Consider the following 24565-nt stretch of genomic DNA (forward strand, 5'->3'; position numbering starts at 1 on the left):
ATGGATCCCTTTCCACTCGGTCGCTTCTCGGTAGCCCGGATTGGCTTCGGCGCCATGCAACTGCCTGGTCCTGGTGTGCTGGGGCCGCCGCGCGATCGCGACGAGGCGCTGGCCGTGCTGCGCAGGGCCGTCGAACGCGGCGTCGACCATATTGACACCGCACAGTTCTACGGCCCGGATGTCGCCAATGAGCTCATCCGCGAGGCGCTGCACCCGTACCCGGAGAACCTGGCTTTGGTGAGCAAGGTCGGCGGGCGTCGCGATGACGCCGGCGCCTGGCTGCCGGTCAGCGAGCCGGCCGACCTACGCCGCGACATCGAAACGAACTTGCGGACGCTCGGCGTCGATCGATTGGCGGCGGTCAATCTGCGGCTCTTCGAGAGCGACGGGCCCAACCAGCAGTTCGACGATCAGCTCTCGGTCATGATTGATGCTCGCGACGAGGGGTTGATCGACGGAATCGGGTTGAGCAACATTAACCGTGAGCACCTGCTGCATGCCGTGGAGCGCACCGAGATCGCTTGTGTGCAAAACGCTTTCAATCTGGTCCAGCGGGACTCGGCCGCAGTGCTGGACGAGTGCACTAGGCGGGGGATCGCGTTCGTTCCGTTCTTCCCACTGGGGGCGGCTTTCATGCGGCCGAACCCGGTGCTCAATCACGAGCTGGTAGGCAAGGCCGCCGAGCGACTCGGGCGCACCCCGGCGCAGGTCGCGTTGGCATGGACGCTGAGCGTGGCGCCCAATGTGCTGCTGATTCCGGGCACCTCCACGGTGGCGCACCTCGAGGAGAACCTGGACGTCGCTTCGATCGAGCTCGACTCGGACACCCGCGAGCAGCTGAACGCAGTCGCTGCCTGATGCCGCCACGGATTCGACGCGCGACCGCAGCCGACGCCGCGGCGTGCGCGGACATCTACCGGCCTTACGTGCTGGACACTGCGATCACGTTCGAGACCGACGTGCCCACGGCGGGGCAGATGGCCGAGCGCATCGACAAAGCGCTCGCAACGCACGAATGGCTGGTGCTCGAGGCGGACGGCAACGTCATCGGTTATGCCTATGCGCAGCAGTTCAATCCACGTGCCGCCTACCTATGGTCGGTCGAGACGAGTGTCTACCTCACTCAGCACAGGCGTGGCGCCGGCGGTGGCCGGATGCTCTATGCCGAACTGCTACACCGGCTGGGCGAACGCGGCTTCCGGCGGGCGTTCGCCGGTATCGCGCAACCCAACGAGGCTAGCAATGCGCTGCATGCGGCGTTCGGCTTTCACCCCGCGGGTCACTACCAGCGCGTCGGATGGAAACTCGGCGCGTGGCATGACGTCGCCTGGTGGCAGCTTGACCTGCTTGGGCCCGACGACGAGGTTGACCCGCCGCGTCCGATCGCTACTTGAGTTCGGCGGACGACAGACCCAGCAGGCGGCGGGCCACGACCAGCTGCTGAATTTGCTGGGTGCCTTCGAAGATGTCCATGATCTTCGAATCGCGTGCCCACTTCTCCAACAGTGTCTGCTCTGAATAGCCTGCGGTACCAGCCAATTCGACGGCCTTCAGGGTGATGTCGGTGCCCACCCGGCCGGCCTTGGCTTTGGCCATCGATGCTTCTTTGGAGTTGGGGATCTTGTTGTCGGCTTGCCAGGCGGCCCGCAGGGTCAGCTGGTAGGCCGCCTCCCAGTCGGCCTCCATCCGCAGAAACTCGGCGGCGGCAGCGCTTTGGGCGTGCGCCGGCCTGTCGTAGGAAATCTCCACCCCGGCCTCGGTCAGGATCGTTCGCAGCTCTTCCAGCGAGGCGCGGGCAATGCCCAGGGCCATGGCGGCCACCGCCGGCCGGGTGCTGTCGAAGGTCTCCATCACACCGGAAAACCCTTTGCCGGACTCGATTTCCGGTTTGCCCAGCAGGTTGTCTTTCGGTATCCGCGCGTTGTCGAACCGGAGAACGGCGGTGTCGGAGCCCTTGATGCCGAGCTTGTTCTCTAGCCGCTCGACGCTGACACCTGGATGTTCGCGCGGCACGACGAACGATTTGATCGCCGCCCGGCCCTGTGATTTGTCCAGCGTCGCCCACACCACGATATGGGTGGCTCTCGAACCCGCGGTGACGAAGATCTTTTCGCCGTTGATCACATACTCGTCGCCGTCCAGTTTTGCGGTGGTGGATACCGCCGCCGAGTCGGACCCGAACGCGGGTTCGGTGATGGCCATCGCGGCCCAGACTCTGCCTAGCCGCTGCAATTGCTCGTCGGTTGCCACACCCGAGATCGCCGCGTTGCCCAGACCTTGGTAGGGGATGGACAGCATCAATGCCGCGTCGCCCCAACAGGCTTCCAGGGTTTGCAGCACCGCAGCCATGTTGGCGCCATTGCGGTTTTCTTCCTTGCCTTCGGCGCTACGGAGCGCTTCGGCTCCCGCCAGGCCCAGGGCGTTGGATTCAGCGGCCCCGGAGAACAGATTGGCCAACGTGTCCAGCTCCACCGGATACGCGTGTTCCTTGAGGTCGTATTTGCGGGCGATCGGGCGCATCATTTCGGCGCCGGCCTGGTGTGCCTTGTCGACCACCGCTTGCATCTTGCGGGGCAGTTCCAGATTGATTGCCATGAAAGGTCTTTCGCTAGATGACGACTTAGATAAGGACGACGCCCTCGGCGACGCCGACGGCCCGCAGGTCGCGGTACCAGCGTTCGACCGGGTGTTCTTTCGTGTAGCCATGGCCGCCGAGCAGTTGTACGCCGTCCAGGCCGATTTGCATGGCCTTGTCGGCGCCCAGTCGCTTGGCCAGTGCCGCCTCGCGAATGAACGGAAGTCCTTGTTCGGCCCGCGCGGCGCCGCGCCAGGTGATCAGCCGCAGTCCGTCCAGCTCGATGGCGATGTTGGCGCACATGAACGCGACGGCCTGCCGATGGGCGACGGGCTCGCCGAATGCCTCGCGGTCTTTCACATACGGGATGACGTAGTCCAGGACCGCGTGCGAGGTCCCGACGGCCAGTGCCGCCCAGCCCAGCCGGGACAGCGCGATCGCCTCGGAATAGTCGTCATCGGTGGCTTCGTCTTCACCCAGCCGGGCATTCAGCGGCACCGACACCCCAGAGAGCTCGAGCTGGCCCAGGGCCGCGGCACGGATACCCATGCTCGGATCCGCTTTGACGGTAAGGCCTTTGGCGGCGGACTCGACGATGAACAACGCCGGCCTGCCATTCAGTTGCGCGCCGACGATGAACAGCTCAACGTCGGCCGCGGCCGGGACCAAAGACTTCACGCCGTCGAGCCGGTATCCGCTGGGTGTACGCACCGCGGTGGTCTTCAGGCGGGTGGGGTCGAACAGTGGCCGCGGTTCAGCGATGGCCACGCAGGCCTGCGGAACATTCTCGCCCGCAAACTCTTTCAGATATGTTGCCTGCTGATCCGCGCTGCCCCAATGGGTCAGCGCGGACGCCACGCCGCCCGGCGCCAGGATTGGCAGTGCCAGCCCCATATCGCCATAGGCCAGCGCCTCGGCCACCAGCACGTTGGTCACGCTTGAGCGGTGTGCGGCAATGCCGTCGAAATCCTCGGGGATGTTGATCGCGGTGATACCCAGATCGGCGGCCTTCGCGATCAGCTCCGGCGGGTAGGTCGCGGCCGCGTCAGCGTCGGGCGCCGCGGGCCGCAGCACTTCTTCGGCGAATTCCTCTAGGGTCTCGACGATCATCTTCTGCTCGTCGTCGGGCGTCAGGTCGTAGAAATCCTTGCCGCTGGATTTGAGGCGGGTCGGGCCACCGCGGAGGTTCTGCACGCGTTTGAACTGCCGGGAAGCGGCGCCGGCGGTTGAGAAGATCGTTTTTGTGCCGTAGCGCAGGCCCCGGTTTATCGGGTCGCGCAGATGGTATTTGTCCAGGAACTCCTGGCCGACAATCGGCGTGAGCAGCGCCATCGTGATGTCGATCCCGGTGCGTTTGTGCGGTTGTAATCCGACGCCGGTGTTGCGGCCGCGCCGTTTGGCGCGCGAGCGGGAGGTATTTGAGCCGGAAGCAGAGTCCGTCATGTCAGCAGCCTCGGTAGTTGGGGCGATGCAGTCGGAAGACTATCTTACTCCGGAGTAAGATAATGAGGGCTTGTTAACTAATTCACACCCAGGCTGCGCAGTACGCGCTCGTGTAGCAGGCCGTTTGTCGCCACGACGTCGCCGCCGTGTGGGCCCGCGGCGCCGTTCAGGCCGGTGAATGTGCCGCCCGCCTCGCGGACCAGGATGTCGAGCGCGGCCAGGTCCCACACCGAGACTGCCGGTTCTGCCGCGATATCGACGGCCCCCTCGGCAAGCAGGCAATACGAGAAGAAGTCGCCATAGGCGCGTACCCGCCACACCGCATCGGTCAGCTCGATGAGGCGTTCCCGCAGGCCGCGCTGCGCCCACCCCGACAGGCTGGAGAACGAGAGGCTCGCAGAATCCAGTTGTGCCACCGACGATACCGACAGTGGGCGCGGCGGCGCGCCGTTGACCGACACGAAGGCCCCCCGGCCGCTGGCCGCCCACCACCGACGTTGCAGCGCGGGCGCACTCACGACGCCTACCACTGGGACGCCGTCTTCGAGCAGGGCGATCAAACTCGCCCACACCGGTACTCCGCGAACGAAGTTCTTGGTGCCGTCGATCGGGTCGATGACCCATTGACGCCCGGTGAATGTGGTGGTCCCGCCGAATTCCTCGCCGACGACGCCGTCGCCGGGCCGCTCGCGCCCGAGCACCTCACGCAGGTCGGCTTCGACCGCCCGGTCGGCGTCGGTGACCGGAGTCAGGTCCGGTTTGGTGTCGACGCGCAGGTCCAGCGCGCCGAACCGGTCGCGGGTCAGCGCATCGGCGCGGTCGGCAAGCGTTGTCGCCAACGCGAGATCATCCTGACTCATGCCAGCAGTCCTACCACGGCGGTCAGTGGCCGTGTGCGGCGTCCGTCATCCCCGGTGGTTGAAGTTGTCGACGACGCCCCGCAGCGCCTCGGGGTTGCGCAGGAACGGCGTGATGATGTCGACGGGGAGGGGAAACACCACCGTCGAATTCTGGTCGGCGCCCAACTCCAACAGCGTTTGCAGATATCGCAATTGCAGTGACGCGGGGCTCTTGGACAGGGTCTCGGCCGCTTGGCGCAGCTCGTCGGAGGCCTGCAGTTCTCCGCGGGCGTTGATGACCTTGGCGCGGCGCTCGCGCTCGGCTTCGGCCTCGCGGGCCATCGCCCGCTGCATCGACTCGGGTATCTCGACGTCCTTGATCTCGACCACCCGAACCTCGATGCCCCACGGCTCGGTCATCTTCTCGATGATGGTGCGCAGATCGCTGTTGAGGTCTTCGCGATGTGCCAGCAGCGTGTCGAGATCGGCGCGGCCCAAAAGCGACCGCAGTGTCGTCTGGGCTATCTGCGAGGTGGCGACCGCATAATTCTCGACCGCCAGAATCGCCTTCAGCGGGTCGGTCACCTGGAACATGACGACGGCGTTCACCCGGGCCGGCACATTGTCGCGGGTGATCACCTCCTGCGGCGGAATGGTCAATGTAACCAGCCGCTGGTCAACCCGAATCATCTTGTCCGCCAGCGGAATTAGTAGCTGCAGCCCTGGACGATAGAGCGGGCGGACATGACCCATCCGGAACACCACACCGCGTTCGTACTCGCGCAGTACCGACAACGACCGCCACGCAAGGACGACCAGGACAACGATCAGCGCGGTGATCATCGCGATTGCTACTCCGGTCATGTCGTTCTCTCCTTGTTGGCATCCCGGCTGCCCCAGCGAGTCGAATACCGGTCGATGGTGGCGGCGATTTGGTCCTCGATCGCGGTGCGGTGCGGTAGGTGCTCGGGCGCGTTGGACGGCGTGTTCCACAGGTGGCGCACAAGGGGCAGGCCCAGCACAACCACGACCAGGATTGTTCCCGTCAGCACCAGCAGATCGCTCACGGAATGATTGGCAACTGAGGTGGCCAGCGGCAGGATCACCCCCAATGAAGCCACGCAGCAAGCGATTCCACGGTGGAACCGCCCGGCATCCGAATGCGGCCAAGGGTCGATGTCACGGCTGATCTCCCGGCCGTGATCTGACGTCGTGCAAGTGGCTTTGATCGGACAGCTATTGCACACCACGGGTAGCGCGCGATAGCGCATCACCCGGTGCTGCGGATCGAACGAGCTCGGCCACAACCAGTGATCCTGTGGGCACACCCAGGCGTCATGGTCGGGCCGGTAGGCGAATTGCCCGGTGCGCCACTGGGCGGCGCGGGCCGACGCGTGCCGCGCCATCGCGTCGAAACCCCATCCGATGGCCATTAGTGCCACCGAATATCCGGCGATCAGCCACACCGATGTGGTCGGAGGCGGCATCGGTCAGCCCTTCACCGACGCGGTAGCACCGGCGGCGGTCTCGGTGTAGAGCGGGTGCTCCGGCAACTCCTCAACCGTCGTACCGGAGCGGAAATTGCGCAGCGCGGTCCATGCGATCCAGACGAAGGGCACCACACCGCCGACGATCATGATGGCATCGCCGGGGAGCCGCAGCCATTCCAGTAGCGAGTTGCCGGGTTTGGTGATGTAACCCAATGACCGAGCTTCGAAGTAGCCTTCGCCGACCGAGTGATAGAGCTGCATCACACCGAGCGGCAAGAGGGTGGCGAACACCATCCACGCCAAACCGATGTTCATGCACCAGAACGAGATTCGGGCCAGTCTATCGGGCCACTTCTGCGGTGGAATCACGTAGCGGAACGCGAACATAGCCAGACCCACGGCGAGCATGCCGTAGACCCCCATCATCGCCCCGTGCGCATGGTTGGCGGTCAGGGCGGTGCCTATCTCGTAGTAGGACACCACTGGCAGGTTGATCAGGAAACCAAAGATGCCTGCTCCCAAGAAGTTCCAGAAGCCGACCGCGACCAGGAACATCACCGCCCATCGATGCGGGAACGGTTTTGCGTCGCCCGACTGCTGGCGCGCACCCAGCTGCAGGAACGCCCAGGCCTCGACGGTCAGGAAGGTCAGCGGGATGACCTCGCCCGCCGAGAAGAACGCGCCCAGCGCCATGTGCTCGACCGGGGTACCGGAGAAGTACAGATGATGCATGGTGCCGATCACGCCGCCGGCCGAATACAAGATGACGTCGAGGAAGATCACGCCCAACGCAATCCGCTCACGCACCACTCCCAGTAGCACGAATATGTAGGCCACCATCACCGTGGTGAACAGCTCGAGGAAATCCTCGACCCACAGGTGCACCACCCAGAATCGCCAGAAGTCGGCGACACTGAAATGGGTGTCGCTACCGGCCAGCAGTCCAACGGCGTAGAACGCGGGGATCGCCAGCCCCGCGAAGAAGAACATCCACGGCATGTTCATCTTCGACTCGCCTTTGAGCCGGGCGCGCATGCCGCGCCAGATGATCGCGATCCAGACGAACAGCCCGACGACCAGCAGGATCTGCCACAGCCGCGGCAGGTCAAGATATGCCCACTGCTGCGAGAGCAGACCGCCCTGCGGAATGACGCCGTAGATGGACAGCGCCTCACAGATCATCGATCCGAACACCACCGCCGCGACCGCGCCAAGCAACACGTAGGTGAGCAGTCCCTGACGTTTCGGCTCGCGGCCCGCGATGAACGGCACCAGGAAGATGCCGCCGGCGAGAAAGGCCGCCGCGGTCCAGAACAGCGACAGCTGCACATGCCAGGTGCGGGCCAGGTTGTAGGGCAGCAACCGGGCCAGGTCCAGACCGAAGAATGTCGACAAATCGGCCCGGTAATGCTCGACCGCCCCACCCAGCACGGTTTGCGCCAGGAACAACACCGACACCACGGCGAAGATCCAGATGCAGGCCCGTTGCGCCGACGTCAGGCTGACCTCGCCGGGCTGGCGAAACGACAGGTTCGAGGCCTCGGCGCTGTGCCAGCCGACGTTCTGACTCCATCGCCCGTAGACCGCGAACATGATCCCGATCCCGCCCAGCAGTGCGATCAGCGACAGGCCCGACCACACGACCAACGCGGCGGTGGGACCGTTGTCGACTCGCGTCTCGGCCGGCCAGTTGTTCGTGTAGCTGTACTTGTGGCCGGTAGCTGTACTTGTGGCCGGGCCGTTCGGCGGCGGCGGCCCATGCGGTCCAGGCGTAGAACGCCGTCAAGTCGCGGATCTGCGTCTTGTCGGTGATGAACTTTGGCTTTAGCCCGTACTTGGTTGAATCCTCGCCGAAGTAGGCCGCGTAATAGTTTTGGATGTGGTCAAACGCCTCGGCTTGGCGGTCGGTGAACACCAGCGTTTTGGTGTTGGCGTTGTAGCGGTTGGTCCGGAATTCGGTGACCAACCGGTCATGCGTATCGGCCACGCCCTGCGCGCGCAGTTGATTGGACACGTCGTCGGTTGCCATCCGCAGGTACTCGGCGGTGTAGTCGGGGCCCAGGTAGGCGCCATGCCCCAGGATCGAGCCGTACTGCATCAGGCCGCGGGACTGAAAGAGTTCCTGCCCCCGGGTGATGTCTGCACCCGTGAACAGCGTTTGGCCTGATTCGCTGACCACCTTGTCCGGCATGGGCATTGACGCCGAGTAGGTGCGATAGGCCAGGATGCCCATCACGAGAAACCCGAAGATCATCACCAGGGCAACGCCCTGGAGCCAGCCCTTTCCGATGAGGGGTTGCGACGTTGGCTGATGAACGCTCTGGTCGGTGGTGATTTTGACGACCTTCCTGTCGGGCGGTGGGTTCTAGCGGCGTCTACCAGGGGCGACGCCAGCTGAACATCCACGGCGGGCTGCGCTGCGGTGGCAACAGTATTGGCTGCAGAATTTGACCAATAGGGACCAATGGCCTTGATTTGCTGACCAATGCTGTTGGGGGACAGAGGCTTCGGGGGCAGCAACCGTAGCGAATCAGGCCGCGGTGGAGAAGGGACTTTTGGCCCTAACGTGCAACACCTCGCGGCGGGATGATGTTACTGCGGGTTGCAGATAAGCCGCACGTAGCTCGGAAGGTCGCTGATCATGAACCGCCTGACGACACTGGACGCCGGTTTCCTCAAGGCCGAAGACGCCGATCCACGGGTCAGCCTGGCCATTGGTGGTGTGGCGGTCATCGAAGGTCCGGCACCGGACCAAAGCGCGTTGACGTCGGCATTCGCCGACCGGATGCGCGCCTGTCCCCGGTTCGGTCAGCGGTTGCGGTTGCGCCCGTTCGACCTCGGCGCTCCGCAATGGGTGGAGGATCTCGGCTTCGACATCGGCCGTCACGTTCGGCGGGTGGCGCTGCCACAGCCAGGAGACGACCAGCAGCTGTTCGCGGTGGTCGCCGATTTGATGGCGCGGCGTTTGGACCGGGATCGACCGTTGTGGGAGATCTGGGTCATCGAAGGTCTCGCCGACGGCCGATGGGCGATGCTGACCAAGATCCACCACTGCATGGCCGACGGAATCGCGGCCACACACATGCTCGCCGGGCTGTGCGATGACGGCGTCAGTGACAGTTTCGCCCATCACATCAGGGCCGCAAAGGAAGTGAAAAAGCCTGCACCCGAGGTCAATCCGCTGGTCATGTTGGGCGGGTTATGGAACATTTCTACCGCCGTGGCCGCGGGTGCCGCGCGAGCGGCCCAGGGCGCAGCCGAAATTGCCCTCGGTCTGCTGCGTACGGCACCGTCGCCGCTGAACGGGCGCATCGGCGATCTGCGTCGATACAGCGGGGCGCGGGTGCCATTGGCCGACGTCGAGCAGGTATGCCGGGCTTTCGATGTAACGATCAACGATGTTGCGCTGGCAGCGATTACGGAAAGCTACCACAAGGTGTTGGTCAAGCGCGGCGAGCGACTGCAGCCGGGTTCGCTGCGCACGCTGGTGCCGGTGTCGATGCGATCCAGCCAAGCCTTCGACAAGACCGACAACCGCGTTACGGTGATGCTTCCGCAGTTGCCGATCGACGAAGAGAACGCGGTGCAGCGGTTGCGGATGGTGCACGCGCGGCTGCACCGGACGAAGGTGGGCGGGCAACGGCAGCCGGAAATGCGTTCGTGTCCATGGCAAATCACGTTCCGTTCGCGTTCAGTGCGTGGGCCCTCGGGTTGCTCACGCGGCTGCCGCAACGTGGCGTCGTGACGTTGGCCACGAACGTGCCCGGTCCGCGCCGGCCCCTGCGAGTGATGGGCAAAAAGGTGCTGGGTGTGTTCCCGGTCCCGCCGATTGCGATGCAATTGCGAACCGGCGTCGCGATGCTTAGCTATGCCGATGATCTGTTCATCGGCATACTCGCCGATTACGACGGTATCGCCGACATCGATGAGCTGGCTCGTGGAATCGAAGCCGCGGTGGCTCGTCTGGTGACCATCAGCAAGCGGCGCGAGGCGCATTACGCGCGCGGACCGTTGTCCCTGGTCGTGTGACGATGAGCAAAGGCCATGCGGATCTGGTCGACCGCGCCGACATCGAGGAACTGCTTCGTCGCTTCTATGACCGGGTGCTGACCGACGAGGTGCTGGCCGAGCCGTTCGCGCAGCTGCGGTCGGAGGGATTGGATGCGCACATCCCCGTGATGTGCGACTTCTGGGAGACGGTGCTGTTCCGCGCGGGCCGCTACCGCGGCAGCGCGCTCACCGTGCATCGGGTGGTTCACCAGCGGAGTCCGTTATCCGGCAAGCATTTCGTGCGTTGGCTGACCGTCTGGCGCGACACCGTCGACGAGATGTACCGGGGGGCGGCGGCCGAGCGGGCCAAGGTGCAGGCCGCCAGGATTGCGTGGGCGATGCACCGGCGGCTGACGGGGGTCGACGCACAGGAACTCGACGCGCTGCTGGCGGGCTGACCGGCTCAGGCGAAAGAGGCGTTGGGATCGGGTTCTGGACCGAAGGTGAAGTGGCGTCCGGTGATTTCGGTCGGGGTCACCCGGACGTAATGCTTCTTGATGGTTGCGGTCCACGGCATCAGCTGAACGCGTTCGGCTTCCTCGATCTCCGCCGCGGTGCGCAGCACCCGGGCGCGGCCGCGGACAATCACACTCCAGCCCTCGGCGACGTCGTGATCGTCGGCCTCGAACACCACAACGCCGATCGCGACAGCGGAAAACAACTTGGTGCCCTCGGCGGTGCGGAACAGCACGGTCCGGTCTTGCACCGCATAGTTCACCGGGAAGATCTCGGGTTCACCGGCGAAACTCGTCACGAGTCGGCCCAGGGCGGCGCCGCCCAGCCTGCGCCAACTCTCGCCTTCGGATAAAACGACCGCGGGCTCATCAGTCATCGACCTCACCTTTCCTCGGTGCAGCAGTGCCCACGACGCTACGGTGAATCCGCGTGCGACAGTAGGGCCCTAGGTCAACTTCGCCGAACGCCGCCATCGGTCGGGGACCATGCTGGCCGCGGCCGTCCTACCATGGCGATGTGTGGGAATTCGGTCTGCTGCTTTTGCTCGTCGCGGTCTTGGGCTTATTTCTTGCCCAGCGGTTCGTCCCGCGCGGCCCGCGCGGCGAGCTCCTCGACGGGACATTGCTGGTGACCGGGGTGAGCCCGCGACCCGATGTCAGCGGGGAGCAGTACGTCACGCTCGCCGGCGTGATCAACGGGCCCACCGTCAACGAGCATCCCGTCTACTGGCGGTTGGTGGTCGACGTCGACCAATGGCCGGCCATGGGTGAACTGCACCCGGTGGTGTATTCCCCGAAGAATCCGGACAACTGGAAGTTCGCCCCGCCCGAATCACCCGCGGGCTAGCTCGACGATCACTGCTTGCATTGTGGGTATCAGGTGGCATTCTGATGTCATGGCGGGCAAAGACATCGAGCGGATGCGGGCAAAGAGTGCTCTCGAAGTGATCAGGCAGCACCCGGTCCTGGTGCTCTTCGCGGTGTCGCCCGCGATCGCGGTGCTGGGCGTCATCTGGTGGGTCGCCGGGGCGGGGTGGGCCATCGCCCTGCTGCTCGCCAGTGCGGGCTTCATCGTCTTTAGGAGCTGAGTCGCACTCAGCCCCAACATAATTGGGCCATCGCGGGGCCGGTCTGCGATCAGCCGTGGCTGATGCGCAACAGCTCGGTGAGGTTCGGCAGCTTGACGCGCGGGCGCCCGTGCGGCTCGCCGGCCGCACGTTCGTGGGCATCGATGATGTCCCAATGCGCCGAGGTAACCAGCTTCGGCTGACGCGACGCCAGCCAGTCCGCCAGCTTGTCGGCGTGGTCGTCCGGGAACTCGGATAGCTCTGCAGCGCCGGTCAGATCGTTGATCAGGGTATCGACGGTGTCCTGGGAGTCCTTTTTGTTGGTGCCGATCACACCGGTCGGCCCACGCTTGATCCACCCGACGACGTACTCGTTGCGGCGGCCCTGGACCCGGCCGTCGGTGTTGGGGATGGTCGCGCTCTTGTCGTCGAACGGCAGGCCGGGAGTGGGCACGCCGCGGTAGCCCACCGAGCGCACCACCAATTGAGCCGAGAGCTCCTCGCGTTCCCCGGTGTCCTTGGCCGACACCCGCCCACTCTCGTCGGCGACCAACTCGTTGCGGCCCAGCACGATTCCCTCGACCCTGTCGTCGCCCGTGATCTCGATCGGAGACGTCAGGAACCGGAAAACCATGCGGCGGTGTCCCGGACGGGGCTCGCGGCTGGCGTAGTCGCGCAGCACCTTGATGTTGGTCTTGGTGGTCTTGCCGGCGGCTTCCGCTTCCTCGTCGCTGATGCCCTCCAGCTGCGCGGGATCGACGATGACGTCGACGCCTTCGAGGTCGACGAGCTCACGCAGCTCCAGCGTGGTGAACGCGGTCTGCAGCGGCCCGCGCCGGCCGACGACCACCACTTCTTCCACGCCGCGTGGGCGCAGCGATTCCAGCGCGTCGGGGTCGGTGATCAGAATGCGTGCCACGTCGAGCGCGACATTGCCGTTGCCGATGACGATGGCCCGGGCGCCTGACAGGTCGGGCGAGATCTGCTCGAAGTTCGGGTGCGCGTTGTACCAGCCGACAAAGTCGACGGCGGCGACACTGCCGGGCAGCTCCTCGCCCGGGATGTTCAGGGAACGATCGGACTGCGCACCGACCGCGTAGATCACGGCGTCATACTGCTCGGCGAGTTCGGCGGCCTCGACGTGCTCGCCGACCACCACATTGCCGAAGAAGCGGAAGCGTGGATCACCGGCGGTTTTTTCAAACTGCTTGCTGATCGACTTGATCTTGGGGTGGTCGGGCGCGACGCCGGAGCGCACCAGGCCCCACGGCGTCGGCAACATTTCGAGCATGTCGACGGCGACGTCAATCTCATCGGAGGAATCGGCGGCCTTCAGCAAAGACGCCGCGGCGAAGAATCCCGACGGTCCGGAGCCGACGATGGCGACATGGAATGGACGCATATACAAGCCTTCTGTTCATGCCCGGCTGCGACGCAAGGGGCTGAGAACGGGCTGGGCGTCGCAGTAGCGGGCGCACATGATGGTGATTCGATGCTAGACGCTGAACCCCGGCAGGTGGTCAAAGTGCCGCACGTCGTGACCTGAGCATTCGCCTCCGACCAGCGCGCCGGTAACGTGGTCGGCTGTGGAACCCGACCGTCAAGCCGATATCGCCGCCCTCGACTCCGCCCTGACCACGGTGGAGCGGGTGCTCGATGTGGATGGTCTGCGCAGCCGCATCGAGAAGCTCGAGCAGGAGGCGTCCGATCCCAAACTGTGGGACGACCAAGCCAACGCGCAGCGCGTGACCAGCGAGTTGTCCCACTCTCAGGGGGAGCTGCGCCGTATTGAGCAGCTGCGGCAGCGGGTCGACGACCTGCCGGTGCTCTATGAGCTGGCCGCCGAGGAGGGCGCCGCCGACGAGCTGGCCGAGGCAGACGTCGAGCTGAAGGCTTTGCGTGCCGACATCGAGGCCGCCGAGGTGCGCACCCTGCTGTCGGGCGAGTACGACGAGCGCGAGGCGCTGCTCACCATTCGCTCCGGCGCCGGCGGGGTGGATGCCGCGGACTGGGCCGAGATGCTGATGCGGATGTACATACGGTGGGCCGAAGCGCACAAATATCCGGTCGAGGTGTTCGACACGTCCTATGCCGAAGAAGCCGGCATCAAAAGCGCCACTTTCGCGGTGCACGCACCGTTTGCCTACGGCACGTTGTCGGTGGAACAGGGCACGCATCGGCTGGTCCGAATCAGCCCGTTCGACAACCAAAGTCGGCGTCAGACATCGTTCGCCGAAGTCGAGGTGCTGCCGGTGGTGGATACCACCGATCACATCGACATTCCGGAAGGCGATGTGCGCGTTGACGTCTACCGCTCCAGTGGTCCGGGTGGCCAATCGGTGAACACCACCGACTCGGCGGTTCGTTTAACTCATATCCCGACGGGTATCGTCGTAACTTGCCAGAACGAAAAGTCGCAACTGCAGAACAAAGTTTCGGCGATGCGAGTGCTCCAGGCAAAGTTGTTGGAGCGCAAGCGTTTAGAAGAGCGCGCTGAGCTGGACGCGCTGAAAGGGGAGGGTGGCAGCTCCTGGGGTAACCAGATGCGCTCCTACGTACTGCACCCGTATCAGATGGTCAAGGATCTGCGGACCGAGTACGAGGTTGGCAATCCTGCGGCCGTTCTGGACGGGGACATTGACGGATTCCTGGAAGCGGGAATCCGATGGCGCAACCGAAAAGATGACGACTAATACAACCTTTCTTGCTATGTCGATGACGCAGCAGTGGCACAGCTTTTGGCACGGCCACATCGGGGGATGGATCCTCGACCAGGGTCTGCGCATCGTCATGGTGTTCATCGCGGCGATGCTGGCGGTCCGCTTTGTCACCTGGGTAGCCCAGCAGGTCACCCGGCAACTCGACGTCGGCTTCGCCACCAGCGACGCCCTGGTGCGCTCGGAGGCGAACAAGCACCGCCAAGCGGTGGCGTCGGTGATCCAGTGGGTGTCGATCGTCCTGATCGCGATCTGGGGCGTCATCCAGATCAGCGACGTACTGAACTTTTCCGTCGGCGGTTTGGTCGCCCCCGCCACCGTCATCGGTGCGGCGCTGGGTTTCGGTGCTCAGCAGCTGGTCAAGGATCTGCTGTCGGGCTTTTTCATCATCGTCGAGAAGCAGTACGGCTTCGGTGACCTGGTTTCCCTGACCGTCAGCGGGATCAACGCCGAGGCGCGCGGCACGGTCGAGAATGTGACGTTGCGGGTGACCCGACTGCGCTCGTCGGACGGTGAGTTGTTCACCATCCCCAATGGCCTGATCGTCAAGACCATCAACCTGTCCAAGGACTGGGCGCGCGCAGTAGTGGACATCCCCGTCTCGACCAGCGCCGACCTCAACCGGGTCAACGAGGTCCTGCATGAGGCGTGCGACCACGCCATGGACAACCCGCTGCTTGGTGAGTTGTTGCTGGACGCGCCGACTCTGATGGGCCTGGAGAAGATCGAAGTCGACACCGTCACGCTGCGTATGGTGGCCCGCACACTGCCCGGCAAACAGTTCGAGGCCGGCCGGCAGTTGCGGGTGATCGTGATGCGGGCACTCGCGCGCGCCGGCATCGTCACCATGGCCGAGGCGACAGTGAGCGTGCTTGAGGACGACCCGAGTGCCACCGCGGCGCAGGCCGCCGAGGCATCGCGTGAGAGCGCGGAGGGGTCGGTGAAAAAGTGAAGCTGACCCTCAACGTCCTCGAGAAGCACCGCGACGACGAGGAACGCCGCTGGCCGCGCTATGTGTTCGGTGGCCGGATACGCACCTCGACCGTGGCATTGATCGTCGCCTTCCTCGCCATTTGGTGGGTCTACGACGCCAACCGCCCGGAGCCGGCCCCCAAGCCGGCGCCGTCGCAGGTGGTGCCGCCGGGTTTCGTCCCCGACCCGAACTACACCTGGGTGCCGCGCACCAGGGTGCAGATGCCGGCACCGACCAACACGTTCGTGCCGACTCCGACCAGCACGGTGCCGCCGCCCCCGCCCACCACGTCGACGCCGCCGCCACTGCCGACGACCCCTTCGCCGCCGCCGTTCCAGCTGCCCTGCTTGCTGCCGCCGCCATTCTGTCCGCCCAGCCCGAGTCCCTCTCCACCCGCCCCACAGCAACCGCTGCCGGAGCCCGGTCCGGCGCCCACATCGGCGCCACCGGTGAGCTGACCTTCGCGTTGCAGCGAAATTCACCGCTACACTGGCGTGCCGTGATGATCACCCTTGACCATGTCAGTAAGAAGTACAAAGCGTCGGCACGCCCGGCGTTGGACGACGTCAACGTCAAAATCGACAAGGGTGAATTCGTCTTCCTGATCGGCCCCTCGGGTTCGGGGAAATCGACGTTCATGCGGTTGCTGCTGGCTGCGGAGTCGCCGACCAGCGGGGACGTGCGGGTCTCGAAATTCCACGTCAACAAGCTGCCCGGCCGGCATGTGCCGAAGCTGCGCCAGGTGATTGGCTGCGTTTTCCAGGACTTTCGTCTACTACAACAAAAGACGGTGTATGAAAACGTCGCCTTCGCGCTGGAAGTCATCGGCAAGCGTGCCGATCAGATCAACCGGGTGGTGCCCGATGTGCTTGAGACAGTTGGGTTGTCCGGCAAAGCCAACCGGCTGCCCACCGAGCTGTCTGGTGGTGAGCAGCAGCGGGTTGCGATCGCGCGCGCGTTCGTCAACCGGCCGCTGGTTCTGCTGGCCGACGAGCCGACCGGCAACCTCGACCCCGACACCAGCAACGACATCATGGATCTGCTGGAGCGGATCAACCGCACCGGGACGACGGTGCTGATGGCGACGCACGACCACCACATCGTCGACGCGATGCGGCAGCGCGTCGTGGAGTTGGCGCTCGGCAGGCTGGTTCGCGACGAACAGCGTGGCGTCTACGGGATGGATCGCTAGTGCGCTTCGGCTTCCTACTCAACGAGGTCCTGACCGGGCTTCGCCGCAATGTGACGATGACGGTCGCGATGATCCTGACGACCGCGATTTCGGTCGGCCTGTTCGGCGGCGGGCTGCTGGTAGTTCGGTTGGCCGAGCACTCGCGCGCCATCTATCTCGACCGCGTCGAGACGCAGGTCTTTTTGACCGAAGACGTGTCCGCGAACGATCCGGCCTGCAGCACCAATCCGTGTAAGGCGTTGCGGACCAAAATCGAGGGCCGCGATGACGTCAAATCGGTTCGCTTCCTTAATCGTCAGGACGCCTACGACGACGCGATCCGAAAGTTCCCGCAGTACAAGGACGTTGCGGGCAAGGATTCCTTCCCCGCGTCGTTCATCGTCAAGTTGAACAATCCGGAGCAACACAAGGATTTCGACGTTGCGATGCAAGGCCAGCCGGGAGTGTTGTCCGTACTCAACCAGAAAGACCTGATCGACCGGCTGTTCGCGGTGCTGGATGGCTTGGGCAATGTCGCGTTCGCCGTCGCATTGGTGCAGGCAGTCGGTGCGATCCTGTTGATTGCCAACATGGTTCAGGTTGCCGCATATACGCGGCGCACCGAAATCGGGATCATGCGACTCGTGGGCGCCAGTCGCTGGTACACCCAGCTGCCCTTCCTGGTGGAGGCGATGCTCGCTGCCGCTCTTGGTGTGGCGATCGCGGTAGGCGGTTTGCTCGTGGTGCGGGCATTTTTCCTGGACAACGCGTTAAATCAGTTCTACCAAGCCAATTTGATCGCTCGGGTTGACTACGCCGACATCCTTTACATCTCACCGATTCTGTTCCTGCTCGGCGTGTCGATGGCCGGGTTGACGGCATACGCGACGCTGCGCCTATACGTACGGCGTTAGCTGTGGCCGATAAGTCCGGTGGGCGCAAAGCGAGTGGCGGCAAGCGCGACAGCAAAAAGGTTGTCGCCACCAATCGCAAAGCCAGGCACGACTACGCGATCGTCGAATTATTCGAGGCCGGAGTGGCTTTAGTCGGCACCGAGGTGAAAAGCCTGCGGCTGGGCCAAGCTTCGCTCGCCGACGCGTTCGCAACCGTCGATGACGGCGAAGTGTGGTTGCGTAACTTGCACATTCCCGAGTACGAGCACGGTAGCTGGACAAACCATGATCCTCGCCGCAATCGCAAGCTGTTGCTGCACAGGGCACAGATCGACACGCTGATCGGAAAAATCCGCGATGGTAACCTCGCCTTGGTGCCGCTTTCGCTGTATTTTTCCGAGGGCAAGGTCAAGGTCGAGCTCGCACTGGCACGAGGCAAGCGAGCGTACGACAAACGTCAGGACCTAGCCCGCCGTGACGCCCAGCGCGAAGTTGTTCGTGAGCTGGGGCGACGAGCAAAGGGTATGAAGTGATCGGAGCCGCTTACGCTCAGCTGTCCGCCGTTTCGTACGGGGTCAGCGATTTTATGGGCGGCGTAGCAGCACGGCGGGTTGCCGCGCTGCGCGTGATGTTGGCCGCGTACCCGGTCGAGGCAGTGTTGCTGGGCCTGCTGGCACTGAGCGTGGGCGGGCCCATTCATTCCGGTGCCATCCTGTGGGGCTGCCTGTACGGCGTCGGCCAGGCGTTCGGAATGTGGGCGTTCTACGCAGCACTGGGCTCCGGCCCGATCTCGGTGGTGGCGCCGTTAGCGGGCGTACTCAATGCCGCCGTACCCGTGGCGGTAGGTGTCGCTCTAGGGGAGAGACCCGGCGCAGCGGCGTCGGCCGGCGTGGTGCTGGCAATCGTCGCGGTCACGTTGGTCAGCCGCGAGGCCACGGTCGAGGGCAAGACACAATTCCGGTTCACTCCAAAAGTGGCCTGGCTCACAATATTGGCCGGCTGCGCGTTCGGGCTGGACTTGGTGTTCTTGCACCAGTCGCCGCACGACTCCAAACTGTGGCCGCTGATGTTCGCCCGGCTGTCGGCCACCGTGGTGATCACGATTCTGGCCGCCTCGAGACGTAACCTGCGGCTGCCGCGGGGGCAATCGATGAAGCTGGCTCTGGCCGTTGCGCTGCTGGATATCTGTGCGCTGGTGACCCAACTGATAGCGATACAGTCGTGGCTGCTGTCGTTGGCCAGCATCATGATTTCTCTGTATCCCGCCGCCACCGTCGTACTGGCGATGATGGTGTTACGCGAGCGAGTGAGTCGCTGGCAGGGCATAGGCATGGTGATGGCCATGGGATCTGTGGCCATGATCGCCGCCAACTAACTTCTGCGCCGCGACCTACTATGGACCCGGCGGGACTATGTCGGGAGAAGACGTTGCGTGAAGACCCGGTAATTCGGGAGTTGTCTGTTGCCGTCGAACGCACCCCTGATGTGGTCGAGCTGCGGTTGCATCTGGCCGGCCTACTGGCCGACCGGGGACGCTACGCCGAAGCCGTGGGTCACTGCAGCGCGGTTCTGGGTCAAGATGCCGGGAACGCCAACGCGTTAAGCCTGTTGCAGCGATGCAGCACGGCGCTCGCGGCGCCCGCTGCGGCGGCAGCAGCCGAAGAAGCACCCGCGGCGGGGCGACCTGCCGCGAACGACCAGTTCGACTGGTCCAGCGCCGAACGGCAAGTCGCCGACATCATCGAGCCGGCATTCGTCGAGGTGCCCGCCGACGTCATCAATGAAGGTGACTTCGACGTTTTGAAGCGCAGCAGCGTAGGGCTCGACGATGTAGCGGGCATGGCCGATGTGAAACGGCAGATTGAGCTTTCGCTACTCGGTCCGATCCGAAATCCCGAGCTGATGAAGGCATACAAGGTCTCTGCGCGCGGTGGCTTGTTGCTCTACGGGCCGCCCGGTTGTGGCAAAACCTATATCGCCAAAGCTATTTCGGGTGCGCTCGGGGCGAATTTCTATCAGGTGGGAATCGCCGACGTTCTGCACCATTGGTTCGGCGAGAGCGAACGCAGCATCCGTTCGGTCTTCGACAGCGCTCGTCGCAACGCTCCCTGTGTGCTGTTCTTCGACGAACTGGACGCCCTAGGGCATCGGCGATCGGCGCTGAGTGGAACCTCCGGGATGCGTCCGATTGTCAATACGTTGTTGGAAGAAATGGACTCGGCCACTTCGACCAACGACGGGGTGTATGTGCTCGGTGCCACGAATGCACCGTGGGATGTCGACCCGGCTTTGCGTCGGCCCGGCCGGTTCGATCGCATGATCTTTGTGGGATTGCCCGACGCCGAGGCCAGGACGGGGATTCTGCGCTCGCACCTGGTGGATCGGCCGGTGGCGGGCATTGATTTGAAGTCGATCGCGAAGCGTACCGATGGGTTTTCCGGTGCTGACCTTGCGCATGTGTGCGACAGCGCAACGCAATTGGCGATGTCGGCGTCGATGCGCAGCGGGCAGGTTCGTCCAGTGACGATGGCCGACGTGGATGAAGCCGCGGCGCAGATCCGTCCGAGCACGGGGCCGTGGTTCGAGGTCGCACGCAACATCGTCGAATTCGGCAACAACGATGGAACTTACGACGATCTAGCAAAGTATCTGCGGCGCAGGAAAATTCGGTAATCGCCGATGACATCGCAGCCCGGTGTCGATCAAGCCGACCAAGCGATTCGCATTGCTGAGGCGTACTTCGACACCGAGAATTACGAACGCGCGCGTGAAGTTCTGCGCAGTTCGTTGTCGCAACACCCGGACGATCCGGGCCTGTTGGCCCAGCACGCTCGCGCCGAATATCTGCTCGAAAACTATGATGCCGCGGCGCGCAGCGCACACGCCGCGTTGTCCGTCTCGCCGCAGCACGAATTGGCTATGCGGATCTACGCCTTGTCCCTCGATGGTCTCGCTCGGCACGGTGAGGCGCTGTGGATGGCTTGGCAGGGAGTAAGGTCCCATCCGAATGAGACTCTGCAACACCGGGTTTACGCTCGACTACTGCAGAAATCTTTGCAACTGCAATCGGCGCTCGTCGTCGTCGACGAGGCGTTACGGCTCGACCCGGCGAGTCCCGACGGGCTGGTCTTGCGGGGCTCGATCCTGCATGACATGGGCCGCATCAGCGAATCGACTGAGTCGTATCGACAAGCGTTGGCTTTGGATGCGAACCATGCTGCGGCGCTGAACAATCTGGCTGTCAATCGGCTTCAGCGCGGCAAGTTCGGCCACGCTATGCGCGGGTTTCTCGGTGCCGCCGGTAGCGACCCGGCGCTCGGCGAGCTGGTGCGCAGGAATATCGGCGCGGTGCTGGCAAAGATGTTGCGGCGGCTGACTGTCGTTGCCACTGTTCTGGCGGTCCTGATCCAGATTGTCGGGATTGCCCGCGGCGACGGTCATCCGACCGGGACACTGCGCGTGGTCACCGGCTTGGTCTCGGCGGCACTGATCGTCATTCTTGGCCGGCTGCTACACACCATCCCCCGCTCGGTGCTGTCGTCTGTCTTACGGCAGCGGGGCTTTGTCGTTGCCCGTCTGGGCCATGCGCTGCTGGTAATCGGTCTCGGAGCGTGGGTTACCGCCTTCGGTGGATCGACCTGGACGATCGCGGCAGCCGGCATTCTGACGATCATCGGTCTGATTCTGGCGCGCGTGGGGCTAACGCTGGATCGGTAATAGGCCTAGCATCCGACCATGGCCACGCGTGCTGTCACCACACTCGACAAATCGGATGTGCTGAACGGTCTGTTCGCGGTGTGGGACTCGATCGATGCGCTGCTCGCCGCGCTGCCCGAGGCGCAGTGGCGGGCGGTGACCCCACTGCCAGGTTGGGACGTGCAAGGCGTGGTGTCGCACATCATCGGCACCGAGTCGTTCCTGGAGGGGGTTTCCGCACCCGAACCGGACATCGACGTCAAGGGCCTCGACCATGTGCGTAACGACATCGGGGCAATGAACGAGTGCTGGGTGCGCCACCTCGGCGGGCAATCCGGCAGCAGCGTTCTGGCGAAATACCGCGCGGTGACCGAAGGTCGTCGCAATGCTTTGCGGGCGATGTCCGAGCAGGACTGGAACGCCGAGACGTTCACGCCCGCGGGTCCAGACAGTTACGGGCGGTTCATGCGGGTCCGCGTCTTCGACTGCTGGATGCACGAGCAAGATATCCGCATGGCGATCCAGCGGCCGTCGACCGACGCGGAACTGCAAGGATCCGCCTCCCAACTGTCCCTGGATGAGGTCGCCGCCACATTGGGCTTCGTCGTCGGTAAACTCGCCAAAGCGCCCGACGGCTCACGCATCCATTTCGATCTGACCGGACCGCTGACGCGCAGCATCCGCATCAACGTCGACGGTCGCGCTCAGTTGGTCGAGGACTTCGACGGTCGCGAGCCCACCGCGACGGTCCGCGCGGACGCGCTGCAGTTCACCCGGCTCGCCGGCGGGCGACCGCTGTGCCCGGCGCGACCGCAGGATGTCGAACTCGCCGGTGACGCCGACGTCGCCGCCCGGATCGTCGAGCGACTGAACTTCGTGATCTAGGACCAGCCTGCCCAGGGTGTCGGGCAGATAATTCCGTTGCCGCTGGTTGCAGCTGCCGTAGAATGGGTTGTCCTGCCGAAAAAGCGGCAGGTGCGAAAAGTGCTAGAGCGCGAAAACACACGACAAGGGGCTGAACGGTTTCGACTTCGCGCATCGAATCAAGGGAAGCGTGCCGGTGCAGGCAAGAGACCACCGTAAGCGTCGCTGCAACCATATAAGCGCCGATTCACATCAGCGCGACTACGCACTCGCTGCCTAAGCGACTGCGTGTCCGTCAGACCGGGAAAGCCCTCGACCCGGACCCTGGCGTCAGCTAGAGGGATCCACCGATGAGTTCGGTCGCGGGACTCATCGGGACACCAACAGCGACTGGGATCGTCATCCTGGCTAGTTCGCGTGAACAGGAGATCCGAGTAGAGGCATAGCGGACTGCGCACGGAGAAGTCTTGAGGGAATGCCGTAGGACCCGGGTTCGATTCCCGGCAGCTCCACCAAAGGGCCGCAGCGATGCGGCCCTTTCGTTTGACTGGATTATGAGCAGTAATTTCGACGCACCGGTGGATCACGTACGACAGCGAGGAGCGCCCGTGGGCGGCAAACGATTGCTTGTGCTGATCGGTATCGCCGGTGTCGCGGGGTTGGCGGCATGTAGCAACACGACCAGCACACCCGCAGAGCCGCCGTCGATCGCCAGCGAGCCGTTCGGTCAGGTGGATGGGACCCCGGTGACCCGCTACACGCTCACCAACAGGCACGGCATGCGTGTGCGAATCCTGACCTACGGCGGCATCATTCAGTCGATCGAGGTCCCCGATCGCAGCGGGCATGTCGACAATGTGGTGCTGGGCTTTGCGACGCTGGCCGATTACCTGAACAACACCGGATCCGCCAAGACCTATTTCGGCGCGATCGTCGGCCGCTATGGCAACCGGATCGCCAAGGGAGCTTTCTCGTTGAACGGCAACGAGTATCACTTGCCGATCAACAATAACGGCAACAGCCTGCATGGCGGCACTGTGGGTTTCGATGCGAAGGTGTGGCAGGCCAGTCAGCACAACGCTAGCGACAGCGTGAGCCTGAAGCTCCAATATGTCAGTCCCGCAGGAGAAATGGGCTACCCCGGAACACTGACGACCACTGTCACCTACACCCTGAATCAGAAGAGCGAACTGCGCATCGACTACCACGCGACCACCGATGCGCCGACCGTGATCAACCTGACCAATCACAGCTACTTCAACCTGGCAGGTGAGGACACCGTAGACATCTACGGCCAGAGGGTCACCATCCATGCCGACAACTACACGCCAACCGACCCCACGCAGATCCCTACCGGCCAGATTGCCCGGGTGCAGGGCACACCGTTCGATTTCACCTCACCGACCGCGATCGGCGCGCATATCACCGCGAATGACCCGCAACTGTTGTCGGCCCACGGTTACGACCACAACTGGGTGATCAACCGCGGCGACAACACGGGGCTGGTGGAGGCGGCCAGGGCCGAGGATCCGCAGACGGGGCGCACCCTGACTGTGTCCACAACCGAGCCCGGGGTGCAGTTCTATACGTCTAACTTCCTCGACGGGGCGTTCACGGGCACCAGCGGGCATATCTACCGGCAGGGCGCGGGATTCGCGATGGAGACCCAGCATTACCCGGATTCGCCGAATCACCCGAACTTTCCGACCACCACGCTCAACCCGGGCCAGACCTACGATTCGACAACGGTTTTTGCCTTCGGCGCGCAATGAGCGCCGGTGTCAGCGCGCAGGCCAGTTCGCGTGCTTTCGCGTTGTTTCAAGCAAATCAAGAGACCTACGGGTTGGCCTATGCCTGGGGTGAGCCGCTTTAATCGTCAATGACGCCGATGGCACGTTGTGCACGCCCGACACTGCAGCACGAGAACGTGAGGAGCCCTGATGACCAATCGCCGTCTTGCGTGGGCGCTCGGCGCCGTGCTGGCGGCGGCGGCCGTCATTCCCGTCACGGCCCACGGCGAGCCGCCGACGAAGTGCCTGACCAACACCCCCAAGGGCAAGCAGGTCTACGTGCCCTGCGATCTGCTCAACGCCGGCGCCAATTTCCCGCCGGGGCAGCGTTGTCCTCCACCGCTCGAGCAGTACCCGAAAGATGTGGCGGACTGGTGTGGCGAAGGGCCAGGCCTCGCGAGCACCACGCCGACGAGTCCCACGACTCCGACGAGTCCCACGACTGCGACGAGTCCTACCACGCCGACGAGTCGTACCACCCCGACGAGTCCCGCGCCCACTACGACTACTACGAGATAGCATCGCGGGGCCACCAGCGCATT

Annotated in this window: 24 protein-coding genes, 1 other RNA gene and 2 pseudogenes; 19 read left to right on the top strand and 8 right to left on the bottom strand. The window is 64.1% G+C overall.

Going from position 1 to position 24565, the window contains the following annotated elements:
- On the top strand, positions 1-858 hold the full coding sequence (locus H7K34_RS13740; protein WP_264062557.1) for an oxidoreductase: 858 nt from the start codon (positions 1-3) through the stop codon (positions 856-858).
- Positions 858-1394: a GNAT family N-acetyltransferase gene (locus H7K34_RS13745; protein ID WP_264062558.1), complete on the top strand. Its 537-nt coding sequence runs from the start codon at positions 858-860 to the stop codon at positions 1392-1394. The genes H7K34_RS13740 and H7K34_RS13745 overlap by 1 nt, the downstream gene beginning before the upstream one ends.
- Here the strand turns inward: H7K34_RS13745 and H7K34_RS13750 are convergent.
- The 6 genes and pseudogenes from H7K34_RS13750 to H7K34_RS13775 form a co-directional block, all read right to left on the bottom strand.
- Positions 1387-2595 (bottom strand): acyl-CoA dehydrogenase family protein, encoded by a 1209-nt coding sequence (locus H7K34_RS13750; RefSeq protein ID WP_108920832.1) that lies wholly within the window; start codon positions 2593-2595, stop codon positions 1387-1389. The two genes, H7K34_RS13745 and H7K34_RS13750, sit on opposite strands and share 8 nt — an antisense overlap.
- Before the next feature lie 25 nt (positions 2596-2620).
- The gene (locus tag H7K34_RS13755) at positions 2621-4018 is read right to left on the bottom strand and encodes an acyl-CoA dehydrogenase family protein (RefSeq protein ID WP_264062559.1); all 1398 of its coding nucleotides are present in this window, start codon (positions 4016-4018) and stop codon (positions 2621-2623) included.
- 77 nt (positions 4019-4095) lie between these two features.
- Positions 4096-4878 carry a histidinol-phosphatase gene (hisN, locus tag H7K34_RS13760; protein WP_264062561.1) on the bottom strand — a complete coding sequence of 261 codons (783 nt, stop codon included), beginning with the start codon at positions 4876-4878 and terminating at the stop codon, positions 4096-4098.
- Between the two features lie 45 nt (positions 4879-4923).
- On the bottom strand, positions 4924-5721 hold the full coding sequence (locus tag H7K34_RS13765; RefSeq protein ID WP_264062564.1) for a slipin family protein: 798 nt from the start codon (positions 5719-5721) through the stop codon (positions 4924-4926).
- Positions 5718-6344: a hypothetical protein gene (locus H7K34_RS13770; RefSeq protein ID WP_264062565.1), complete on the bottom strand. Its 627-nt coding sequence runs from the start codon at positions 6342-6344 to the stop codon at positions 5718-5720. The genes H7K34_RS13765 and H7K34_RS13770 overlap by 4 nt, the downstream gene beginning before the upstream one ends.
- 3 nt (positions 6345-6347) lie before the next feature.
- A pseudogene (locus H7K34_RS13775) lies at positions 6348-8601 on the bottom strand (nitric-oxide reductase large subunit).
- 387 nt (positions 8602-8988) lie between these two features.
- On the opposite strand from H7K34_RS13775, the pseudogene H7K34_RS13780 reads away from it, so the two are divergent.
- Together H7K34_RS13780 and H7K34_RS13785 are read left to right on the top strand one after the other, a co-directional pair.
- Positions 8989-10376 (top strand): annotated as a pseudogene (locus H7K34_RS13780) (WS/DGAT/MGAT family O-acyltransferase).
- Positions 10377-10378: 2 nt separating this feature from the next.
- On the top strand, positions 10379-10795 hold the full coding sequence (locus H7K34_RS13785) for a group III truncated hemoglobin (RefSeq protein WP_264062566.1): 417 nt from the start codon (positions 10379-10381) through the stop codon (positions 10793-10795).
- Positions 10796-10800: 5 nt separating this feature from the next.
- On the opposite strand, the gene H7K34_RS13790 is transcribed toward H7K34_RS13785, so the two are convergent.
- Positions 10801-11229, bottom strand: a complete 429-nt coding sequence (locus tag H7K34_RS13790) for a pyridoxamine 5'-phosphate oxidase family protein (protein WP_264062567.1) — start codon at positions 11227-11229, stop codon at positions 10801-10803.
- Between the two features lie 140 nt (positions 11230-11369).
- Between H7K34_RS13790 and H7K34_RS13795 the strand changes: the two genes are divergently transcribed.
- Both H7K34_RS13795 and H7K34_RS13800 read left to right on the top strand, forming a co-directional pair.
- Complete coding sequence (locus tag H7K34_RS13795) at positions 11370-11699, top strand: hypothetical protein (RefSeq protein ID WP_264062568.1); 330 nt, start codon at positions 11370-11372, stop codon at positions 11697-11699.
- Between the two features lie 49 nt (positions 11700-11748).
- Positions 11749-11940: a hypothetical protein gene (locus H7K34_RS13800; protein ID WP_264062569.1), complete on the top strand. Its 192-nt coding sequence runs from the start codon at positions 11749-11751 to the stop codon at positions 11938-11940.
- Positions 11941-11989: 49 nt separating this feature from the next.
- Here H7K34_RS13800 and H7K34_RS13805 read toward each other — a convergent pair whose 3' ends face one another.
- The gene (locus H7K34_RS13805; protein ID WP_264062570.1) at positions 11990-13321 is read right to left on the bottom strand and encodes an FAD-dependent oxidoreductase; all 1332 of its coding nucleotides are present in this window, start codon (positions 13319-13321) and stop codon (positions 11990-11992) included.
- A gap of 184 nt (positions 13322-13505) precedes the next feature.
- On the opposite strand from H7K34_RS13805, the gene prfB reads away from it, so the two are divergent.
- The 13 genes from prfB (at position 13506) to H7K34_RS13870 (ending at position 24542) form a co-directional block, all read left to right on the top strand.
- Positions 13506-14612, top strand: coding sequence for a peptide chain release factor 2 (gene prfB / locus H7K34_RS13810; protein WP_264062571.1), 1107 nt, complete (start codon positions 13506-13508; stop codon positions 14610-14612).
- Entirely contained in the window at positions 14602-15588 is a 987-nt protein-coding gene (locus tag H7K34_RS13815) for a mechanosensitive ion channel family protein (protein WP_264062572.1), read from the top strand. The genes prfB and H7K34_RS13815 overlap by 11 nt, the downstream gene beginning before the upstream one ends.
- Positions 15585-16067 (top strand): hypothetical protein, encoded by a 483-nt coding sequence (locus H7K34_RS13820; protein WP_264062573.1) that lies wholly within the window; start codon positions 15585-15587, stop codon positions 16065-16067. The genes H7K34_RS13815 and H7K34_RS13820 overlap by 4 nt, the downstream gene beginning before the upstream one ends.
- 44 nt (positions 16068-16111) lie before the next feature.
- On the top strand, positions 16112-16801 hold the full coding sequence (gene ftsE, locus H7K34_RS13825; RefSeq protein ID WP_264063533.1) for a cell division ATP-binding protein FtsE: 690 nt from the start codon (positions 16112-16114) through the stop codon (positions 16799-16801).
- Positions 16801-17694 carry a permease-like cell division protein FtsX gene (ftsX, locus tag H7K34_RS13830; protein ID WP_264062574.1) on the top strand — a complete coding sequence of 298 codons (894 nt, stop codon included), beginning with the start codon at positions 16801-16803 and terminating at the stop codon, positions 17692-17694. The genes ftsE and ftsX overlap by 1 nt, the downstream gene beginning before the upstream one ends.
- 2 nt (positions 17695-17696) lie before the next feature.
- Positions 17697-18206 carry an SsrA-binding protein SmpB gene (gene smpB, locus H7K34_RS13835; RefSeq protein ID WP_264062575.1) on the top strand — a complete coding sequence of 170 codons (510 nt, stop codon included), beginning with the start codon at positions 17697-17699 and terminating at the stop codon, positions 18204-18206.
- 53 nt (positions 18207-18259) lie between these two features.
- Positions 18260-19048: a DMT family transporter gene (locus H7K34_RS13840; protein ID WP_264063534.1), complete on the top strand. Its 789-nt coding sequence runs from the start codon at positions 18260-18262 to the stop codon at positions 19046-19048.
- 53 nt (positions 19049-19101) lie between these two features.
- Positions 19102-20346 carry an ATP-binding protein gene (locus H7K34_RS13845; protein WP_264062576.1) on the top strand — a complete coding sequence of 415 codons (1245 nt, stop codon included), beginning with the start codon at positions 19102-19104 and terminating at the stop codon, positions 20344-20346.
- Positions 20347-20352: 6 nt separating this feature from the next.
- Positions 20353-21390, top strand: coding sequence for a tetratricopeptide repeat protein (locus H7K34_RS13850; RefSeq protein WP_264062577.1), 1038 nt, complete (start codon positions 20353-20355; stop codon positions 21388-21390).
- An 18-nt stretch (positions 21391-21408) separates the two neighbouring features.
- Complete coding sequence (locus H7K34_RS13855) at positions 21409-22254, top strand: maleylpyruvate isomerase family mycothiol-dependent enzyme (RefSeq protein ID WP_264062578.1); 846 nt, start codon at positions 21409-21411, stop codon at positions 22252-22254.
- Positions 22255-22380: 126 nt separating this feature from the next.
- Positions 22381-22748, top strand: a transfer-messenger RNA (tmRNA) gene (gene ssrA / locus H7K34_RS13860).
- Positions 22749-22787: 39 nt separating this feature from the next.
- Entirely contained in the window at positions 22788-24005 is a 1218-nt protein-coding gene (locus H7K34_RS13865; protein WP_264062579.1) for an aldose epimerase family protein, read from the top strand.
- Positions 24006-24173: 168 nt separating this feature from the next.
- Entirely contained in the window at positions 24174-24542 is a 369-nt protein-coding gene (locus tag H7K34_RS13870) for a hypothetical protein (protein ID WP_264062580.1), read from the top strand.
- The last annotated feature ends 23 nt before the right edge of the window (positions 24543-24565 follow it).

This window comes from Mycobacterium montefiorense, from assembly GCF_025823255.1.
GTDB lineage: Bacteria > Actinomycetota > Actinomycetes > Mycobacteriales > Mycobacteriaceae > Mycobacterium > Mycobacterium montefiorense.

Excerpts from the sequence above, each read along its gene's own strand:
- H7K34_RS13740 (WP_264062557.1), top strand. The coding sequence starts at position 1 with ATGGATCCCTTTCCACTCGGTCGCTTCTCGGTAGCCCGGATTGGCTTC.
- H7K34_RS13745 (WP_264062558.1), top strand. The coding sequence starts at position 858 with ATGCCGCCACGGATTCGACGCGCGACCGCAGCCGACGCCGCGGCGTGC.
- H7K34_RS13750 (WP_108920832.1), bottom strand. The coding sequence starts at position 2,595 with ATGGCAATCAATCTGGAACTGCCCCGCAAGATGCAAGCGGTGGTCGAC.
- H7K34_RS13755 (WP_264062559.1), bottom strand. The coding sequence starts at position 4,018 with ATGACGGACTCTGCTTCCGGCTCAAATACCTCCCGCTCGCGCGCCAAA.
- hisN (WP_264062561.1), bottom strand. The coding sequence starts at position 4,878 with ATGAGTCAGGATGATCTCGCGTTGGCGACAACGCTTGCCGACCGCGCC.
- H7K34_RS13765 (WP_264062564.1), bottom strand. The coding sequence starts at position 5,721 with ATGACCGGAGTAGCAATCGCGATGATCACCGCGCTGATCGTTGTCCTG.
- H7K34_RS13770 (WP_264062565.1), bottom strand. The coding sequence starts at position 6,344 with ATGCCGCCTCCGACCACATCGGTGTGGCTGATCGCCGGATATTCGGTG.
- H7K34_RS13785 (WP_264062566.1), top strand. The coding sequence starts at position 10,379 with ATGAGCAAAGGCCATGCGGATCTGGTCGACCGCGCCGACATCGAGGAA.
- H7K34_RS13790 (WP_264062567.1), bottom strand. The coding sequence starts at position 11,229 with ATGACTGATGAGCCCGCGGTCGTTTTATCCGAAGGCGAGAGTTGGCGC.
- H7K34_RS13800 (WP_264062569.1), top strand. The coding sequence starts at position 11,749 with ATGGCGGGCAAAGACATCGAGCGGATGCGGGCAAAGAGTGCTCTCGAA.
- H7K34_RS13805 (WP_264062570.1), bottom strand. The coding sequence starts at position 13,321 with ATGCGTCCATTCCATGTCGCCATCGTCGGCTCCGGACCGTCGGGATTC.
- H7K34_RS13815 (WP_264062572.1), top strand. The coding sequence starts at position 14,602 with ATGACGACTAATACAACCTTTCTTGCTATGTCGATGACGCAGCAGTGG.
- ftsE (WP_264063533.1), top strand. The coding sequence starts at position 16,112 with ATGATCACCCTTGACCATGTCAGTAAGAAGTACAAAGCGTCGGCACGC.
- H7K34_RS13840 (WP_264063534.1), top strand. The coding sequence starts at position 18,260 with ATGGGCGGCGTAGCAGCACGGCGGGTTGCCGCGCTGCGCGTGATGTTG.
- H7K34_RS13850 (WP_264062577.1), top strand. The coding sequence starts at position 20,353 with ATGACATCGCAGCCCGGTGTCGATCAAGCCGACCAAGCGATTCGCATT.
- H7K34_RS13855 (WP_264062578.1), top strand. The coding sequence starts at position 21,409 with ATGGCCACGCGTGCTGTCACCACACTCGACAAATCGGATGTGCTGAAC.
- H7K34_RS13865 (WP_264062579.1), top strand. The coding sequence starts at position 22,788 with ATGAGCAGTAATTTCGACGCACCGGTGGATCACGTACGACAGCGAGGA.
- H7K34_RS13870 (WP_264062580.1), top strand. The coding sequence starts at position 24,174 with ATGACCAATCGCCGTCTTGCGTGGGCGCTCGGCGCCGTGCTGGCGGCG.